17 protein-coding genes are annotated in these 16,913 nt (G+C 62.4%); 8 read left to right on the forward strand and 9 right to left on the reverse strand.

Annotated elements, in window-relative coordinates; genetic code table 11:
• Positions 1–85: 85 nt before the first annotated feature.
• On the reverse strand, positions 86–2,683 hold the full coding sequence (locus BSP239C_RS07375; RefSeq protein WP_180958948.1) for a LuxR family transcriptional regulator: 2,598 nt from the start codon (positions 2,681–2,683) through the stop codon (positions 86–88).
• The gene (locus tag BSP239C_RS07380) at positions 2,680–5,220 is read right to left on the reverse strand and encodes a LuxR C-terminal-related transcriptional regulator (protein ID WP_101571703.1); all 2,541 of its coding nucleotides are present in this window, start codon (positions 5,218–5,220) and stop codon (positions 2,680–2,682) included. Before BSP239C_RS07380 ends, BSP239C_RS07375 begins: the two co-directional genes overlap by 4 nt.
• A gap of 483 nt (positions 5,221–5,703) precedes the next feature.
• Here BSP239C_RS07380 and BSP239C_RS07385 point away from each other — a divergent pair, with 483 nt between their 5' ends.
• Together BSP239C_RS07385 and BSP239C_RS07390 are read left to right on the forward strand one after the other, a co-directional pair.
• Positions 5,704–6,897 (forward strand): acyl-CoA dehydrogenase family protein, encoded by a 1,194-nt coding sequence (locus BSP239C_RS07385; RefSeq protein WP_101571434.1) that lies wholly within the window; start codon positions 5,704–5,706, stop codon positions 6,895–6,897.
• 39 nt (positions 6,898–6,936) lie between these two features.
• Entirely contained in the window at positions 6,937–8,085 is a 1,149-nt protein-coding gene (locus BSP239C_RS07390) for an acyl-CoA dehydrogenase family protein (protein ID WP_101571436.1), read from the forward strand.
• A gap of 335 nt (positions 8,086–8,420) precedes the next feature.
• Here BSP239C_RS07390 and BSP239C_RS07395 read toward each other — a convergent pair whose 3' ends face one another.
• From BSP239C_RS07395 to pyrE, 4 genes are all read right to left on the reverse strand, one after another.
• Complete coding sequence (locus BSP239C_RS07395; RefSeq protein WP_101571438.1) at positions 8,421–9,050, reverse strand: TrmH family RNA methyltransferase; 630 nt, start codon at positions 9,048–9,050, stop codon at positions 8,421–8,423.
• Positions 9,047–10,684, reverse strand: a complete 1,638-nt coding sequence (locus BSP239C_RS07400; protein ID WP_101571440.1) for an ABC transporter permease — start codon at positions 10,682–10,684, stop codon at positions 9,047–9,049. Before BSP239C_RS07400 ends, BSP239C_RS07395 begins: the two co-directional genes overlap by 4 nt.
• Positions 10,684–11,565: an ABC transporter ATP-binding protein gene (locus BSP239C_RS07405; protein WP_101571442.1), complete on the reverse strand. Its 882-nt coding sequence runs from the start codon at positions 11,563–11,565 to the stop codon at positions 10,684–10,686. Before BSP239C_RS07405 ends, BSP239C_RS07400 begins: the two co-directional genes overlap by 1 nt.
• 167 nt (positions 11,566–11,732) lie before the next feature.
• Positions 11,733–12,299 (reverse strand): orotate phosphoribosyltransferase, encoded by a 567-nt coding sequence (gene pyrE, locus BSP239C_RS07410; protein ID WP_101571444.1) that lies wholly within the window; start codon positions 12,297–12,299, stop codon positions 11,733–11,735.
• A gap of 287 nt (positions 12,300–12,586) precedes the next feature.
• Here pyrE and BSP239C_RS07415 point away from each other — a divergent pair, with 287 nt between their 5' ends.
• Positions 12,587–12,862, forward strand: coding sequence for a GlsB/YeaQ/YmgE family stress response membrane protein (locus BSP239C_RS07415; protein ID WP_101571446.1), 276 nt, complete (start codon positions 12,587–12,589; stop codon positions 12,860–12,862).
• Between the two features lie 157 nt (positions 12,863–13,019).
• Here the strand turns inward: BSP239C_RS07415 and BSP239C_RS07420 are convergent, their stop codons facing one another.
• The 3 genes from BSP239C_RS07420 to BSP239C_RS07430 are packed head-to-tail and all read right to left on the reverse strand — an operon-like array spanning position 13,020 to position 14,405.
• Positions 13,020–13,358 (reverse strand): hypothetical protein, encoded by a 339-nt coding sequence (locus tag BSP239C_RS07420; RefSeq protein ID WP_101571448.1) that lies wholly within the window; start codon positions 13,356–13,358, stop codon positions 13,020–13,022.
• A complete protein-coding gene (locus tag BSP239C_RS07425) occupies positions 13,351–13,845 on the reverse strand; it encodes a hypothetical protein (protein ID WP_101571705.1) in 495 nt (164 codons plus the stop codon). The genes BSP239C_RS07420 and BSP239C_RS07425 overlap by 8 nt, the downstream gene beginning before the upstream one ends.
• Positions 13,842–14,405 (reverse strand): RNA polymerase sigma factor, encoded by a 564-nt coding sequence (locus tag BSP239C_RS07430; RefSeq protein WP_101571450.1) that lies wholly within the window; start codon positions 14,403–14,405, stop codon positions 13,842–13,844. Before BSP239C_RS07430 ends, BSP239C_RS07425 begins: the two co-directional genes overlap by 4 nt.
• 162 nt (positions 14,406–14,567) lie before the next feature.
• On the opposite strand from BSP239C_RS07430, the gene BSP239C_RS07435 reads away from it, so the two are divergent.
• From BSP239C_RS07435 to BSP239C_RS07455, 5 genes are read left to right on the forward strand one after another with little or no spacing between them, the layout of a single operon-like run.
• A complete protein-coding gene (locus tag BSP239C_RS07435; protein WP_101571452.1) occupies positions 14,568–15,035 on the forward strand; it encodes an Asp23/Gls24 family envelope stress response protein in 468 nt (155 codons plus the stop codon).
• Between the two features lie 14 nt (positions 15,036–15,049).
• Complete coding sequence (locus BSP239C_RS07440) at positions 15,050–15,232, forward strand: hypothetical protein (protein ID WP_101571453.1); 183 nt, start codon at positions 15,050–15,052, stop codon at positions 15,230–15,232.
• 4 nt (positions 15,233–15,236) lie between these two features.
• Complete coding sequence (locus BSP239C_RS07445) at positions 15,237–15,605, forward strand: Asp23/Gls24 family envelope stress response protein (RefSeq protein WP_101571455.1); 369 nt, start codon at positions 15,237–15,239, stop codon at positions 15,603–15,605.
• Positions 15,602–16,171, forward strand: coding sequence for a DUF6286 domain-containing protein (locus tag BSP239C_RS07450; RefSeq protein ID WP_101571458.1), 570 nt, complete (start codon positions 15,602–15,604; stop codon positions 16,169–16,171). The genes BSP239C_RS07445 and BSP239C_RS07450 overlap by 4 nt, the downstream gene beginning before the upstream one ends.
• Complete coding sequence (locus BSP239C_RS07455; protein WP_226830934.1) at positions 16,168–16,761, forward strand: alkaline shock response membrane anchor protein AmaP; 594 nt, start codon at positions 16,168–16,170, stop codon at positions 16,759–16,761. Before BSP239C_RS07450 ends, BSP239C_RS07455 begins: the two co-directional genes overlap by 4 nt.
• The last annotated feature ends 152 nt before the right edge of the window (positions 16,762–16,913 follow it).

The raw sequence follows: 16,913 nt of genomic DNA on the forward strand, positions 1-16,913 counted from the left end.
CGCAGGCTGGAGGCGTCCCGAGCGCAGACTGGAGGCGTGCAGGCCCCAACCGTCCCGGCCGGTTTCAGACCTGACCTATCGCTGTTCAGACCAATCGTTGTTCGGCTCGCAGCTCGTGCAGAGCCCGACCAGCCTGCTCACGACGCGTGATGCCCAATTTCTGGAATAGTCTGTAGGTGTGACCTTCAACGGTCCTCACTCGCACGCCCAGCTTCTCTGCGATCTCCGCGTTGGTGCTGCCGGCAATGATGAGGTTGCAGATCTGACGTTCTCGCGCAGTGAGTTTCGTCGGTGCGCTGGTCCGTGTCGCGGATGCTTCCTCACCAGCACTGAAGTGATCTGCCAATCTCCGGCAGAGAGCTGCCAGGTCAGGCATGATCTTGTCTTCGGCATCCGCAATGTCACGCAGGGCTGCGCCGTCACGGCCACGCAGGGCAGACCCGAGACTTCCGAGCAGGCGAAAGTCGCGCCCAGTACCGCGCCCTGCCAGCACGCACATCTCTTCGGACTCGACGACGTCGAAGTGTCTGAAGAGCATGAGTCTGATGAGAGCAGCGAGCCCGAACGAGCCGTCGTCCATCGCCTCGGCGAGCAGTTCGTTGAGCTTCTCGACCCAGACGGCCTCACCGGTGCGCAGACCTCTGGCGACGTAGAGGATGATCACCGCACGCCGGTACTCAATATACGGGCCGCGCACTGGCAGAGCGTCGAAACGCGACTCGTAGTGGGCGGCCATATCGACATTGCCTCCCAGGACAGAGACATACGCGGCCTGCGCGATGGCCATTGCCAGGAAGGCCGTCTGGTTGCAATGTTCGAGCGCTTCCACAGCAGCATGAGTGGACCGCGTGGCCTCGGGCAAGGCCCCGTCCTCCGTATTGATGCGGCTCCAGACGAGGTCGCTGGGACCGCTGCGGGCGGCGAGGTAGGCGATGTCATTGCTCGGCAGCTCATTGAGGATCCTCTTCGCCCTCTCCGTGTCGCCGTAGCCGGCGAGGGCACTGGCTCGGGTCATGGACAGAATCATCGGCCCTGTGCCCACGGCGTAGTTCCGCCCTGATTCATGATCGAGCAGTTCAAGTGCTTCCACGTTCTCGCCCTTCTCGATCTTCCGGCTGGCCAGTGCCACGGTCAGCAGCACTCGGAGCGAGTCGGACAGCCGCTCATCATGGATGGCCTCTGCGAGGAATTCTTCATCGGTCGCTGCCACCAGCAGCGATCTGGTGCCGAATCGATCGACGATGTTCCGAGCCGTCGCTCCATCGATTCCCTTGCACCCTATGTCCAGGCAGCGATCAGCGCCGGTCCCACTCGCGCCGTCCTCGGCTTCAAGACCCTCGACACGGTCGAGGGCGATGCGGAATTTGTCCAGGCTCACGGTCGGTGAGGTGCGGTCGAAGTCCCTGTAGACCCAGACCACGAAGGCTTCGACGATGATGTCGACGCAGCACGCCTTCTGCACTGCTTGGGCAAGGACATCTAAACCGAGCGCAGCCTGGTTCACCTCACAGTAGAGACGACCAAGATCGCAGAGTTCGTGTGCCTCCATGGAATCTGTCGGCACTTCGATGAGCATCCGCAGCGCCCGCTGCCATTCACCGATGCGCGCGGCCACGCGGGCGGCGTCAATGAGGTCTTGCACGTGGACGTCGGCGCCACATCCTAGGGCCCAGTCCATGCGCAGCATGAGTGACCGATCGGATGGGATCGAGGTGTCGCCGGAGACGACGAAGTCGTACATCCGTCTGCTTCGACCATCAGGAATCGTGTAGCGGATCGTCTCGGACCTGTGGTTCTCCACAGCGGCGTAGATTCGCCCCTGCCTATGTTTGAGAAGGATCTCGCCCGCGGCTACGAGGCTATCGGCGGCTTCTCCGAGGTCGGCGGTGAGCATGTGTTCGACGGTGATCTCACCTGCGAGGACGACGAGTTCAAGGGCTTCTCGTGTCGGGGCTGTGTACTCTTCGAGTTCGATGCGGGTGACGTCCCGGGCGCGTTCGTCGTAGTCGATATCCCGGCCGTCGAGGACCCAGACACCCTGGAGGTCGTAGAATCGCTGGGCCCGAGTCGTGTAGCGAAGAAGCTCGAGCATCGTCCCCGGCACCCTGCCGGAGTGGAATTCGATGATATCGAGTACCCCATGTGAGACGATACCGCCGAGCTGGTGCTCAACCATTTCAGCGTAGGAGTCCGGATCAAGAGCGTCGAGAATGATGTGGTCGAGGATGCCGTCCGCAACAAGGTCATCGAACGGATCGTCCTGCCCGCTTGGGTCCCTGCGCCGTGTGGCAACAATCTTGATATCGCCGTCATTGGACAGCTGGGACAGCACGTCCAGGCTGCGGCGGTCGATTCTGTGGGCATCATCGACGAAGATCACCGGCTTCGGCTGATCTCCTGCCAGCACAGACACAACACGGTGGAGCAGATCGGCCGGGTCTTCATCGAGGTCCACGGACAACCCGAATACACCGAAATCGATTGCCTCGAATACCCGGTCACCGCGCAGCCACAGTTCCGTACCGCCGCGACGATGATGGACCAAGCTTGACAGAAGCGTCTTTCCAGAGCCCATCTCCCCTTCGATGAGAATTCCACCCGATGATGAGTCGCGCAGGGAGTTCTCGATGGTTTCGGTCTCACGACTGCGACCGAAGACGATGGGCTCACCGTGGTCGCTCACAGCTGATCGCCCCAAGAGGTGATCGCTTCTCGCAGCTCGCGGCGATTGGCCACTTGCAGGCGCCGGTAGATTCTGCTCAGATGCCATTCGATGGTTCGCGCGGACAGATGCTGCACGGCACCGAGCTCCTGACTGCTCTGCCCGGCCATGACTCCCTCGACGAGCTGCCGTTCGAGGTCGGAGAGCACCGTCTGCAGTCTCGTCCCAGAGGCGCTGAATCTGATCCTTCGCTGACTGTTGCCGATGAGGATGCGGGCCTCCTTGGCGACCTGCTGATCCTGGGTGTCGATGGCACGAGACTGAGCGAGTTTGGCCAGGTCGGAACACAGAACCATGGCGCCGAACGCGGATGCGCCTCTGCTGGCTGCAATGAGCGCGGACGGCGATCCGTCGGCCATCGCGGCAGAGATGATGCCTGCGAGTCGACCTGGCTTTCCGTCGACTTCAGACGCGGCTCCGCTCAGCTCGACGATCGCGGCTCGATGCCCGAGGCAGGCCGCTTCCAGCCAGGCCGAGGCCGCCAATGTTGTCGCGCCGAGGGTCCTCGCCGTACCGCCGAGCGCATACAGACTTTCGGCAGCCTGTTCCGGCTTGGTCAGTGCCAGCGTCTGGAGCTGGAACAGTGAAGCTTCGAACTCCAACCAGTAGGAATAGTCGTCGCCCTCAGGCGGTTGAGCTTGGCTCGGGCGCCTCTCCTTAGGCACATCGCCCAACAGCGTACGGGCATAGTCAATGGCTGCGTTGATGCCCTCAAACCCGATGTCTTCAACAGTCGTCTTGGTCCGCTCCAGAACGGCCAGGGCCCGGGCTGGGTGTCCGGTGCGCATGTCAATCAATGCGCCGGTGAAACCGGACAGTTGTGGACGCCCCTTGTTCCAGCTCCTCGTTTCGGCCCAGTTCAGCGCTGCTCGGGCTCTCTCCCAGTCGGCCGCGACGTACCTGGCGATGAAGAACTGGGGTGCCGCGTCCTCGCGTTCCAGGCTCGTCATGCCTGGCAGACCGAACATCAGTTCAGCCTGCTCTGTGAACTTCAACCCTGCTTCCACTTTGCCGGTGAGAACCGAAGCCGTCCCGAGCACCGCGCAGGCACGGAGCCGGTGGCGGGTCAGGCACGAGTGATCCCGATAGACCCGGTCAGCTCTCTCGATCGCCTCGGCGAACCGACCACCTTTGAGGTCGAACCGTGCAAGGGTGACGTCGAATCTGCCTTGATCAGCCGTGGTGTCGAAATGCTCGCGCAACCAACCGGTGCGAAGACGGTCGGGTTCGCGCGGGTCGGTCAGTCTCATGTCCATGACCCTCACGCGCGACAACAGCTGTGGACTCAGCTCTTCCCAATGCTGTCCTACGAGATCAAGCACACGGTCGAAGGCTCTGTTCGCCGCTCTGATGTTGCGTCTGCCTTTTTCAGCGCGGACAGTCTCGAGGAGCAGGTCGACCGGTTTCACAAAGGCGTGCTCAGCGAGTTCTGCCGCTCCCGAGTAGTCTCCTTCACGATTTGCCCAGGCCACAGCCTCGAGGATTTTCTCCGCTGGCTGGGCATATCCCAAATTCGCCCCCCAGGACAGGTACCCGAACAGAGCCTGTCCTTCCATCGTTTCACTATCTGCGACTTCGCTCAGCCCCTTCCAGAGGGACAGTGTGTGAGAGGGCCTGACCCGAGACCGCATTGACGCGGCGATCACGGGTTCGACGATTCTCACTGAGGCGTGCCTAGCCCTGGACATCTTGATGATCCCTGCTTCGACCAGAGAATCGAGCCCGTCGGCAGAGCACAGTTGGATGAGAGTCTCATAGTGGACTGCTCCTGCCATCGCGATCGTTTCGAGCACTGGCCGGAGCTCGGGGTCGATGTTCCACAGAATACGGTCCGTGGTCCGCAGCCGCTCGTGTTGGAAGAGGACGTGACTGAGAAGAAGCGGGTTCCCTCCGGTCTCTGCATGCAATTGGGCGACAGACCGATCTTCGAATGCGTTGGATCCCGAGGTTTCGGCGAGTGCTGCCACGGTCGCTTCGTTGAGGCCGCTGAGGTCGACGCGGATGAGTCGTCCCGACAGCCAGAGGCTCGTTGCGAGATCGACGGGCGGGCGAATCGATTCAGCTGCGATGAGGAGTCTGACTCTCCTCGCCACGGCCAGTTGGGTCAGCACTGACAGAGAGACCGCATCGACGAGATTCGCATTGTCGATGAGGACGATGGGGGTCGCTTCGGGATACCGTGCTTTCAGTTGTCTGCCGATTGACGACAAAGCCGTACCGGCCCCGACTTTCGAACTGCTGCCCGATTGCGAGAGGAGGATCTCAAGGATTCCGAGATCCCGACCGCGCAGTGGCTCTGAGCCGCGAAAACGCAGAACGGGAGTGTCTTTATCGATGCGCGCCAGTGCCGTGTTCATCATCGTGGTTTTCCCGATTCCGGCAGCGCCGATGACTAGCGCACCGAATCTGTCCGGGTCCGTGAGGGACGCGACCACCGCTTCCACTTCGTCTGTGTATCCGAGGATCTGATGCTGGACCGGTCGAAGGGCAGTTGACATCTGCACAGCTTTCTCTGCACCACTCGGCGAGGACAACGCAATGGTGACGAGACTGACTCGACGTCGAGTCTCTCGTCAACGCAGACCAGCGTCTTCCCCTGCGATTCGCTCCGCTCTACATTCAGCGAACCTCGGCTGGTGCCGCGCTTCTCAAATGCATTCACCGAATACATGAACTTTCTGCTATATCCGCATTATTTTATACTATTCACGGTGATTGCGCACCAGAATCTTTTGGCTGACAGGACACCCTGCGCCGTACTTTCCCCGGTTCTGCCCTCACCTGGGCGGCCGATCAACTCGCCTCACGAGCAAGCTGCCCACCTATGTGAGCCAGGTGCGTCGAATGGCGCCGCTGCCGCTGTACCCTCCTCCGCACCCCCAACCCAGCCCTGGCGCTTTCACAGCGACTGCCACTTGTGAGCCTGCACACCGAAACGTACTATTGGAGCTAAGTTACCGAACGATCAATCAGGAGTTTTCATGGACACCTTGCTGAATGCAGAGGAGCGCGAGTTCGCGCAGAAGATGCGTCAGTTCTATCGCACGGAGATCCCCGAGGAACTGCGCTTCAAGGTCGCTACCGGCCAGGAGCTGACCAAAGAAGACATGGTCACTTCGCAGCGGATCCTCAATCAGCACGGTTACGCCGTGCCGAACTGGCCCGTCGAATGGGGCGGCCAGGACTGGACTCCTGTGCAGCGCCACATCTGGCTCGAAGAGATGCAGCTCGCTTGCGTCCCACAGCCTCTGCCCTTCAACGTCTCCATGGTCGGACCGGTCATCGCGACCTTCGGCAGCCAGGAGCTCAAGGAACGCTTCCTTCCGGCCACCGCCAATATCGACATCTGGTGGTCACAGGGATTCTCCGAACCCGATGCCGGCTCTGACCTCGCTTCCCTGAAAACCACCGCAGTCCGCGACGGAGACAAGTACATCGTCAACGGACAGAAGACGTGGACGACCCTGGGCCAGTACGGCGACTGGATGTTCAACCTGGTCCGCACCGACCCGAACGTGAAGAAGCAGGCGGGCATCTCCTTCCTGCTCATCGACATGAAGACGCCCGGCGTCACGGTCCGCCCGATCCAGCTCATCGACGGCGGCCATGAGGTCAATGAAGTCTTCTTCGACAATGTCGAGGTTCCTGTCGAGAACCTCGTCGGCGAAGAGAACAAGGGCTGGACCTACGCGAAGTTCCTGCTCGGCAACGAGCGCACCGGCATTGCTCGCATCGGCGGTTCGAAGGTCAATCTCGCCCGTGCCAAGGCCTACGCTGCGGTGACGAAGACGGCACGCGGCACGCTGCTGGATGACCCGCTGTTCTCCGCCCGCCTGACCCGGATCGAAGCTGAGCTCACCGCTCTCGAAATGACTCAGCTGCGGATCCTCTCAACCCAGGCCGCTGGGTCCGACAAGCCGGATCCACGCTCCTCGGTACTCAAGCTCAAGGGTTCACAGCTGCAGGAGGACATCAGCGAACTCCTCGTCGACGTCCTCGGCCCGCAGGGACTCGACTTCGTCACTGACCGCACCCAGGGTGAGGGCCTCTCAGACCTTCCGCTCGGAGCTGTCGACGCCCTGCCCGCGTACTTCAACACCCGCAAGGTCACCATCTACGGTGGCTCGTCCGAGGTCCAGCGCGGAATCATTTCGAAAGCACTGCTTGGTCTCTGAGGTTTCCACAACCCCAGGACATCTTAGAAGAGGACAATCATGGATCTTGAACTCAACGACATTCAGCAAGAACTCGCCAGCACTCTGAACAAGTACCTGCGCAGCGAGTACGACACCCAGGCCCGCGAGGCCATCCTGCACAGCGAGGAGGGCGTCTCCCGCGAGAAGTGGGAGGCGTTCGCAGAGATGGGCCTGCTCGGCCTGGCTATCCCGGAGAACTACGGCGGAGCCGAAATGACCTTCGCCGAGGTTGCCGTGGTCCTGGAAGCATTCGGTCGCGCACTCGTGCTCGAACCGTTCCTGGCCACAGCTGTGCTGGGCGCCAACGCGATCGCCGCCGCAGGCTCCGAAGAGCAGAAGCAGGAGATCCTGCCCGCAGTCTGCGAAGGCCAGACCTTCCTCGCATTCGCTGCCCTCGAGCCCGGCCTGCGCTACGCGGTCGATACACCCTCCACCACCGCCTCGGCGGGCGCCGACGGCGCCTTCACGATCAGCGGTGAGAAGAACGGTGTGCTCGGCGGAGACGTCGCCGACCAGTTCATCGTCACCGCTTCGGAGAACGGTGAACTGGGACTGTTCCTCGTCGCGGCATCCGCTTCGGGGGTCAGCCGTGTCGCTCACCGTCAGGCCGACGGTCAGGGAAGCGCGAGCGTGAAGTTCGACAATGCGCCGGCCCAGCGTCTCGGCGCTGCCGATGCGCATGCCGTCGTGGCTGAACTGCTCGACACCGCAAACGCTGCGATCATGGCCGAAGCAGTCGGCGTGATGGAAGCCTCGCTGACGATGACGGCCGAGTACCTCAAGACCCGTGAGCAGTTCGGTGCCCCGATCGGCACGAACCAGGCACTGCAGCACCGTGCGGCCGACCTCTACGCCGACCTCGAGTATGCACGCAGCATGGCACTCTACTCCCGTCTGGCGGTCACGAACGAGGAAGCCGGCTCCGAGAAGGACCGTCACCGTGATGTCATCGCGGCCAAGATGATCATCGACCAGTCGGCACGCACGATCAGCCAGGAGTCGATCCAGATGCACGGCGGCATCGGCATGACGATGGAGTACCCGATCGGTCACTATGCGAAGCGACTGACCGTCATCTCCCGCACCTTCGATGATGCTGATTCGCTGACTGCCGAACTGGCAGAGATCGGTGGGCTCATCGAGCCACACGCAGCCGACCTCAGCTGAGGCAGGAAGACCCGACCGAGGCGCAGAGCATTCGCTGACGTCGGGCGTCGAAGTCTTTGCAGAGTAGAAGGGGCGTTCCGCGTTGCTTCCAGTATTGGAAGCAACGCGGAACGCCCCTTCTTCGTCCTTTCCTGCACTTTTGCCGCAGCCGCACCGATGAACCACCGAACGGTTGGTAAGTTCTGGTCGATTCAAGCGCTGGGATCGACCAGAACTTACCAACCGTTGGGGCCAAAAGTGCCGGCGGAGGCACAGCACAGCCCTGCCCACCCGTCGACGTTCGACTCACGGGCTGCTTGCCCACCCGTCGGCCGCCCTCATCACGTTGGTAGGACTTAGGCCACCGGCTGGTCGTAGACGTGACGGCGGACCCAGGAGTGCATGGTGATCGCTGCCGCTGCGGCCGCGTTCATGGACCGCGTTGAACCGTACTGTGCGATCGAAAGCACCGCAGTGCTCGCCTGGTGCGCTTCCTCGCTCAGGCCCGGCCCTTCCTGCCCGAACAGCAGCAGGCTGCGCCGCGGCAGGTCATAGGTCTCCAACGGCACCGAGTCCGGGAAGTTGTCGATTCCGATCAGCGGCACGTCATTGTCAGAACACCACTGCAGGAGGTCGTCGATGCTCGGGTGATGGATGATGTGCTGGTACCGGTCGGTGACCATCGCACCGCGACGATTCCAACGCCGTCTGCCCACGATGTGCACCGCGGCGGCGTTGAAAGCGTTGGCCGTCCTGACCACCGAACCGATGTTGAGATCGTGCTGCCAGTTCTCCACACCGACGTGGAACTCGTGCCGTGTCGTATCGAGATCGGCGACGATCGCGTCCAGCTTCCAGTAACGATATTTATCGACGACATTGCGACGATCGCCCTCGCGCAGCAGCTCGGGATCAAAGTGCTCAGACACAGGCCAGGGGCCGGTCCACGGACCGACCCCTACCTGTGGCGTACTGTCTTCAGTCACTTCTTGTCATCGGTTTCATCCGCCGACTCGTCAGTCTTCGCTGCCTTCGCCGAGGTGTCGTCGGAGTCCGCATCGATCGCGTCGTCGGAGTCCGAATCTGCGGCAGCATCCTTGACGTCAGTCTTCTTCTCACCGGCGGAGCCGACGGAGACCTTCTGCGCACGCTTGCTCATCTTCACGGTCTTGCCGCCGCGTCCCCCGCCGGTGAGCACCGCGCGAACGTAGGCGCTGCTGGCCAACGAGTGGATGATGAGTGCGACCACCGCAGCAATGGCGGCGGCAACGAGGCCCTCCCACCATGCGGGTGGACTGCCGAAGAAGCGTCCGGCAATTCCCAGTGGCGAAGTGAACGGGGTCCACGACAGCACCTTGGCGACCAGTCCCGAAGCTCCCACGATGACGGGAGCGATGAAGCCGGCCACGGTGATGACGCCGATGATCGACACGAAGGTCTTGCGTCCCTTGCTGCCCGCCACGGTCGACGCCCACAGGAGGAGTGCGTAGATGGTCCATGCGGTGAACAGCAGCGTCAGTGCGAACCAGCCCAGGCCGGGCAGCATGGCGAATGCCAATGATGTCTTGCCTGTGATGGAGAGACCGAGTTCGGCCACGACGATCGCGACGACCAGATACACAACGGTCAGGGAGAGCATGCCCGTGATCCGACCCGACGCCGAGGCGCGAGGCGGGATCGTGGCGGCGATGATCTCAGTGATCCGGTTGCGCTTCTCCAGACGCAGGTTCTGATAGAGCGCGGTGCCGAGTGTGGCCACCACGAGCAACGCGAACACTGCCATGGCCCACAGCACCGGAGTGGCGACCTCGTCGCCGACTGCCGGCGAGTTCAGCAGCGTCGCCTCAGTCTTCGGCGCAAGCTTCTCCAGCAGTTCCTCGGGCTGTTCGTCCAAAGCGATGATGGTCGGCTCTGCCTGTCCGCTGGGGTCCTGGATGAAGGCCGCGTCGACCTTGCCCTCCTTGACCAGCTTCTCTGCGGACTGAGCGTCCTTGACGTCGGTGATCTTCACACCCAGCTGCTGCTCGTACATGGCAGCCTGCTCACCCACACCGACCATGGCCATGCTCGGGGTGCCAGACTTCGAGTCGGATCCCCCGACAACGCCGGAGATGATCGCTGCCAGGATCCCAAGCACGATGACGGCACCGGTGACCAGGAAGAGAGGGCTGCGCAGTGCGGTCGTGCTCTCCCGGTTCGACACCAGCCAGGCGGCCTGATTCTTGTTCACGTCGACGAACTCGGAGACCAGTCCGGTCTCGGGAAGTTCATCGGCCGAGGGCCTGTCCTCGGCAAGTTCGAACGGAACCTCGTCGAGGCCGTCATCGGCTGGCACTGCGTCCGAGTCTGAGTCGTCAGCGTCGTCAGCCGTCGTTGCGGGCTTGGCACCCTTGGCGCCATTGGCGGTTGTCGCCGACTTCGCGCCCTTGGCCTTTTTGCCCGACTTCGCGGTCTGAGCCGACTTCGCTTCTGTGCTCTGTCGCGAGTCGGCATCGTCCTCGGTCGCTGTGACGTCATCGCCGACAGGTATGCCCAGATCATCGATGTTCTCGCCCGCGGTGCCCTTCGAGACCTGCGGTTCCGGGGAGTCCCCGTCTAGGCCTTCGTCCTTGCCTGCCATCACAAAGCCTCCTTGTACTGCTCGGCCAATGTCGGGCGAACACTCTCGAAACTCTTCACACCATTCAGTGCTGCCACGGTCTGCGCTGCGGAGCCGGCATCGGCAGCCCGGAAGCTGATGACGTTGTCTGCGGAGTCGAGGACCGCAACATCGCTGATGCCCGCGCGCTTCTCCAATGATTTGGCGGCCGCCTCGGCGTCGGCGAGCTCCACACGGTACTTCACGTCCGCCCGCAGCTCCTCCACGCTGCCGGACACGCTGGTCCGACCCTGGTTGAGGATGACCACGTCGTCGGCATAGGCCTGCGCGGCCTCCCAACTGTCGGTGGCCAGGATGACAGGCACCCCGGAAGCAGCGTGGGCGCGCAGCAGGGACATCACAAGTTCAGTTGACTCGGAATCGAGCCCGGAGAAGGCATCGTCGATGACGACGACGTCGGGGTCGGCGGCCAAGGTCGCTGCGATGTCGACGCGGGCGATCTCCGTGCCGCTGAGATTCTTCAACGGCGCATAGCCACGATCGGCCAGCTCTAGACGTGACAGCAGAGTCAGCGCATTGCGCTCAGCAGCGCCGAGGGTGATGCCGTGCAGACGTGCCAGGTAGACGATCTGATCGATCACGCGCATGTTCGGGTAGCCCCCGCGTTCGGAGGGCAGATAGCCGAAGTTCTGACGATCGCCGAAGTCGAGTTCGAAATCCTCAAGCTTGACGGTGCCCTCATCGGGCGAGATCAGCCCCATGATGACGCGGACCAGCTCGGTCCGGCCGGCCGAACGGGTTCCGACGATTGCGGTGATCCGGCCTGCCTGCGCGGTGAAACTCACCTCGTCGAGATAAGTTCGCTTTCCCTTGCGCAGGGAAACCTCTTTCAGTGTGAGCACGCGTCATCCTTACTTTTCCTGAAGCAGTACTGTGGGAGTGTCTCATCTATCGTGTTGATTCGACCACGATGTTTCAAACCAGGACCGTGATTTCGACAGAATTGCCAGTCGAGTCCCAGCTGGTGATCGACGGGCAGAGATCCGTCCGAGAAGCTTGGACGAACGAATCAGTCCAGCCCAAGATCACTTGTCGTCATCGCCGTGAGATACGGAATTCCTGTTGCTTCGACCCGTTCCTTGGCGCCGGTGTCGCGGTCCATGACCACGGCCACAGCTACCACCTCGGCGCCGGCCTCCTTGAGAGCTTCGACCGCGGTGAGCACAGAACCGCCCGTGGTCGAGGTGTCCTCGACCGCCACGACCCGCTTGCCTTTGACATCCGGGCCTTCAACGCGACGGGACATCCCGTGCTTCTTCGCCTCTTTGCGGACGACGAAGGAGTCCACCGGAGTGCCGCGAACGACGGAGCGGTGCATGACTGCGGTGCCGACCGGGTCAGCACCCATCGTGAGACCGCCGACGGCATCGACCTTCTCCAGGAGGCCCTCGGCCGCCAGGAGGTCGAGCACCACATCACCGATCAAGGGAGCGGATCGATGGTCGAGGGTGACCCTGCGCAGATCCAGATAATAGTCAGCTTCCCTGCCTGATGAGAGGGTCACCTTGCCACGAACCACGGCGAGTTCGTCGATGAGGTCGAGCAACTGTCGGCGGGTGTCTGCACTGTCGGTCATGCCCCCAAGTCTAAACGGCCCACTCCGCTGTGCAGACCAGGGCCGTCTTCCCGCGCGGGGCGGGTCGAAGTCACCAAGCACGACCCGCTCCCTCGCCGAGGTGGCGGTGACAGGGATCACTGCACTCGAATCGCACATGTCCGTGAGGTTTCATCACTTCCACCGTCTGTACCGATGTCATAAAGAATCGGGCGATACTGTCAGTTTCACGAGAATCGGCTCTAAGATTAATGACAGGTCGACTTTGCAGACCCGATCAGCAACTCTATGGAAGGGATGTGAGCCCCATGGGTTTCATCGCATATTTGGTACTCGGACTCATTGCCGGCGCCATCGCAAAAGCGATTCTTCCCGGTAAGCAAGGCGGCGGCCTGATCGCCACACTCATCATCGGCGTCATCGGCGCCATGCTGGGAGGTTGGATCGGCGGTGCGATCTTCGGCGCCGAAATGGACAAGTTCTTCTCGCTCTCCACCTGGCTGTGCGCAATCGGCGGTTCGCTGATCGTGCTCGTCATCTGGGGCTTCATCACCAACAAGATGGGAAAGAAGAAGGTCGACTGATCACGCTTGATCACACGCTGAAACGTGCGGGACTCAACACCATTTGAGCCCGAACAGAGTGCCGGAACCCGTCAGCGGGCTCCGGCACTCTGCTATTCACGAACCGCACCGAAGCACACCACCCAGCCGCCTGACAGGCGACAAGGCGACGCTGCGCTCAGCCCCTGCTGACGACGCGCAGATCGATGTCGAGTCGTCCGCCGGCCTCCACGGCCCCGCGTGCGATGTCGGCCTCGACGACCGAGAAGATCTCATCGACAACCTCGGCGACCGAGCGGGTGTGGTCAAGGTGGGCATCGATCTTTACCTTCACTCTGTCACCGCCCCGAGTCACATCGACACCCACAGGTTCACCGCCGGTGCGGCGCAGCACCTTGGCTGTGGCGGTGGCGACCAGGGCATGAAGTCCCGGGGCCAGCGCCCTGACACCGTCGATCGAGGTCACAGAGTCCGCGAGCCGCAGGGACTCCACAATCTCCTCGTCACGTTCAGTCAACGTACACATCCTCAGCATTGATATCGATCCGTGCCGCGGGGATCCCCAATTCGGCCAGGATCGCGGCGGATACGGATCGGCGAATCACATCGGCGGTGGAGGCGAAGGAGATGCCGGCGCGCATGGCCACTGTCAACGACACCGTCGCCGCACTGCCTTCGGGAACACCGGCGGGCTCGACATCAACGCTGCGGGCCCGGATCCCGTCCACCGAGTCGACGGCGTTGCGCACAATCGACCGCACCGAGGCGGTGGAGATTGCGAACGGATGCCCATGCTCGGTCTGCAGATGGGTGGAGGGGCCCCGGTACAGGTCGTCTCTGACCAGCTGGAGGATGCGCTCACGAACACCCGCGGTGTCTTCAGGTTCGGGTTGGAACGTGCTCATGTATTCGTCGATGACACCGCGAAGCTGGTCGTCTGTCTCCTGGTGGGACTCGGAGCTCGTCGGATCGGGTTCAGTGCCGGAGCTGACATGTTCGTTCATGTCCATCCTTCCATCCCCTCCATGATGGCAGTGCGGGCCCTGTGGATACGGCCACGCACACTGCCTTCGCTGATGCCCAGAGTTTTGGCCACCTCGGCGTAGCTGAGGCCTTCCATCTGGTGGAGCACCCAGGTTACTCGCTGTTCCGATGAGAGCGTCTGGAGAACGGCTGAGAAATGCTGCAGAGCGGTACGCGCCTCGACGGACTTCTCCACCGATACCCGCCCGTCCGCGTGGATGCTCATATCGTCGGGGTCCTGCACATCCGAGGGCCTGGCCATCCTCCTGCGCAACAGGTCGGTGCACTTGTTCGATGCCAGTCGGTAGATCCATGTTCCGAACGCGGCTGGCTCGGACAGAGCATTCAGCGACTTCCACGCCTGGACCAGCGTGTCCTGCACAACGTCTTCCGCATCATGTCGGTCACCGAGCGTACGCAGGCAGAATCGCAGGAGCTTCGTCTCATATCGATCAACCAACGCTTCGAAGGCATCGATATCGCCCTCTCTCGCACGCACGACGAGGGTGACGATATCGAACCGATCATCGTGCCTTGTCATATCCACATCGTATGCGACTGCAACCGTAATAAGGACGAACACCGCGCCCCGGAATGTCCCTTCGGAGTCGGCACAGGAATTTTTCTGCACACGTGCGTGAGGATCGCAGCCAGTCCGCGTCTGTACTGATGAAAGCGCAATCGAAACGATAAGGAAATAGAAATGCCTGAAGCCAAGCAGTCCACCGTTTCCCAGCAGTCCACGGCCGAGGATTCGGTGCGCAGCCCTCTCATCACCGACATGGGCGACACCACGATCGCCGAGAACGTCGTCGCCAAGCTCTCCGGCATCGCTGCACGTGAGGTTCCCGGCGTCTACAGCATGGGAACCGCGGCCCGCCGCGCTTTCGACACCCTTACCGACCGCATCCCCGGCTCGCAGACCAACGTCTCCGGCGGCGTCTCTGTTGAGAAGGGTGAGAAGCAGACCGCGATCGACCTCACCATCGTCGTCGAGTACGGCACCTCAATCGTCGAGGTCGCCGAGGCGATCCGCCGCAACGTCATCCGCGCCGTCGAGCAGGGCACCGGCCTGCAGGTCGTCGAGGTCAACATCGAGGTCACCGACGTCCACCTCCCGGGCGATGACGATGACCAGCAGAGTTCCGGCGACACCGTCGAACTCAACTGAAACGAAGGATTGTCATGTCGAAAACACTCGTCGGCCTGCTTGTCGGTCTGACGCTGGGCATCGTTGCGTACTTCGGAGGATTCCTCGCATTCCTCATCGTTGCCATCTGCGGCGGACTTGGCCTGGTCATCGGCCTCGTCCTCGACGGGCGCCTCGATCTCAGCGCGCTCAGTTCGCGATCGACGACCCGGAGGTAGCATCGTGGCTTCATCACGTGGTGGCCTCACGATCGCTGACCGGGTCATCGAGAAGACGGCCTCCCAGATCCTCAAGGGCCTGCCCGGGGTCGGCGGCGCGAAGTCGGGCCTGTTCAGGTTCGGTTCGAACGCTGACCTCGACAGCCGCCCCAGCGTGGATGTGACCCTGTCGGGTCGCAGCTGCACCCTCGAGGTCGAGTTGGGCCTGGCGTACCCGTCCCCCATCACCGAGGCGACCGAATCGGTCCGTCGTCGTCTGAGCACCGATGTCGAAGCACTCACCGGGGTCAACGTCCGTCAGGTCGATGTCACGGTCAAATGGCTCAAACCCCACACCTCGGGGTCCGGAAGCTCAGTGAGGAATCTGCAATGAGTCCACGCTTGTTTCGGTCACGCCCTGCACGCATCATGCCTGCCGTCATCGTCTCCCTCATCATCCTGGCCCTTGCAGTGGGCCTCGGATGGGCAGCGATCGCCGCAATCGCAGTCGGCGGCTCTGGTGACTCGGCGCTTACGTCCGGGTTCTCCGGGTTCACCGACCTCGGCGCCGCACAGTGGGGTACCGCAGCGGTCATCGCGGTGGGAGCCGCCCTGCTGATCCTGGGCCTGATCTTCACGATCGCTGGTATCTCTCCCGGCGCCAAGCGCATCATCGGCTACCGGGCCGAGGCGACCGAGCACATCGGACGCCTCGAAGTCGTTCTGCCGACCTCGGCACTGTCGAACCTGGCGGCCGCCGCCGCGGACTCCGTCGACGGGGTCTCGAGCGTGCGCGCTGCATCAAACGCTTCGTCGACGAACATCACCTTCTCCACCCCGGTGCGTGACAATGACCAGATCCGTGCTGAGGTCGACGCCGCTGTCTCGCAGCGCTTCAGCCAGATTGCATTCGACCGAACGCCGACAGTCAAGGTGCGCGCACAGAGGAGGCAAGCATGAGACGCATGGCAGCAGGCGCCAACAGGACCGGCCTCATCATCGTCGGTCTGCTCTGCCTCATCGTCGGAGTCGCCGTACTCTCGATCAGCCTCGGCCTGGCCCCCGCCCTTGCACCCGGGCTGACCCCCGATGGTCAGCTGCAGCCGGTCGCCGCCGTCCTCGCATTGCCGTTCTCGGCTGTCATCGCTCTGGTGGTGGCAGTCCTCCTCGTGGTCATCGGCATCCGGTGGCTTGCTGCGCAGGTGCCGCGGAAAGATTCTGCAAAGCCGCTGCGCATGCAGGAAGATGCTCGGACCGGAGTGACCACGGTCAATGCCAATGTCATCGCTGCGGCTGTGGTCGACGATCTCGAGCTCACTCCCGAGGTCGTGGATGCCCAGGCCATTCTGCGAGGAACAGCCCGCAGCCCCGAGCTGCTCCTCCATGTCGACGTCGATGAGCGAGCAGATATCGATGCGGTCGTCGCCGACATCTCCGATCGCGTGACCCACAACTGCAGTCAGGCTCTCGGAGTTCCGCTTTCCGCCGTGGGAGTGGAGATCGGCATCGCCAGGTCACGTCAGAGAAAGCAGCGCAGTGTTCAGCTGTGACGAAGCTCAGACGGCAGGGTCTCAGATGTGAATGACAAAGACCCCGGGGCGCGTAATCGCGACATCCCGGGGTCCTCGCAGCACTCCCCTCGAGTACCCGGACGCATCCCCATACGTCCGTTATGTTCACCCGATCCCCACCGGGCGAACAC

The organism is Brevibacterium sp. 239c (assembly GCF_900169365.1).
Lineage (GTDB): Bacteria > Actinomycetota > Actinomycetes > Actinomycetales > Brevibacteriaceae > Brevibacterium.

Coding starts and splice junctions, on each gene's coding strand:
- BSP239C_RS07455 (WP_226830934.1), top strand. CDS start 16,168: ATGAGACGCATGGCAGCAGGCGCCAACAGGACCGGCCTCATCATCGTC.
- BSP239C_RS07435 (WP_101571452.1), top strand. CDS start 14,568: ATGCCTGAAGCCAAGCAGTCCACCGTTTCCCAGCAGTCCACGGCCGAG.
- BSP239C_RS07430 (WP_101571450.1), bottom strand. CDS start 14,405: ATGACAAGGCACGATGATCGGTTCGATATCGTCACCCTCGTCGTGCGT.
- BSP239C_RS07425 (WP_101571705.1), bottom strand. CDS start 13,845: ATGAACGAACATGTCAGCTCCGGCACTGAACCCGATCCGACGAGCTCC.
- BSP239C_RS07400 (WP_101571440.1), bottom strand. CDS start 10,684: ATGGCAGGCAAGGACGAAGGCCTAGACGGGGACTCCCCGGAACCGCAG.
- BSP239C_RS07380 (WP_101571703.1), bottom strand. CDS start 5,220: ATGTCAACTGCCCTTCGACCGGTCCAGCATCAGATCCTCGGATACACA.
- BSP239C_RS07450 (WP_101571458.1), top strand. CDS start 15,602: ATGAGTCCACGCTTGTTTCGGTCACGCCCTGCACGCATCATGCCTGCC.
- BSP239C_RS07385 (WP_101571434.1), top strand. CDS start 5,704: ATGGACACCTTGCTGAATGCAGAGGAGCGCGAGTTCGCGCAGAAGATG.
- pyrE (WP_101571444.1), bottom strand. CDS start 12,299: ATGACCGACAGTGCAGACACCCGCCGACAGTTGCTCGACCTCATCGAC.
- BSP239C_RS07390 (WP_101571436.1), top strand. CDS start 6,937: ATGGATCTTGAACTCAACGACATTCAGCAAGAACTCGCCAGCACTCTG.
- BSP239C_RS07440 (WP_101571453.1), top strand. CDS start 15,050: ATGTCGAAAACACTCGTCGGCCTGCTTGTCGGTCTGACGCTGGGCATC.
- BSP239C_RS07415 (WP_101571446.1), top strand. CDS start 12,587: ATGGGTTTCATCGCATATTTGGTACTCGGACTCATTGCCGGCGCCATC.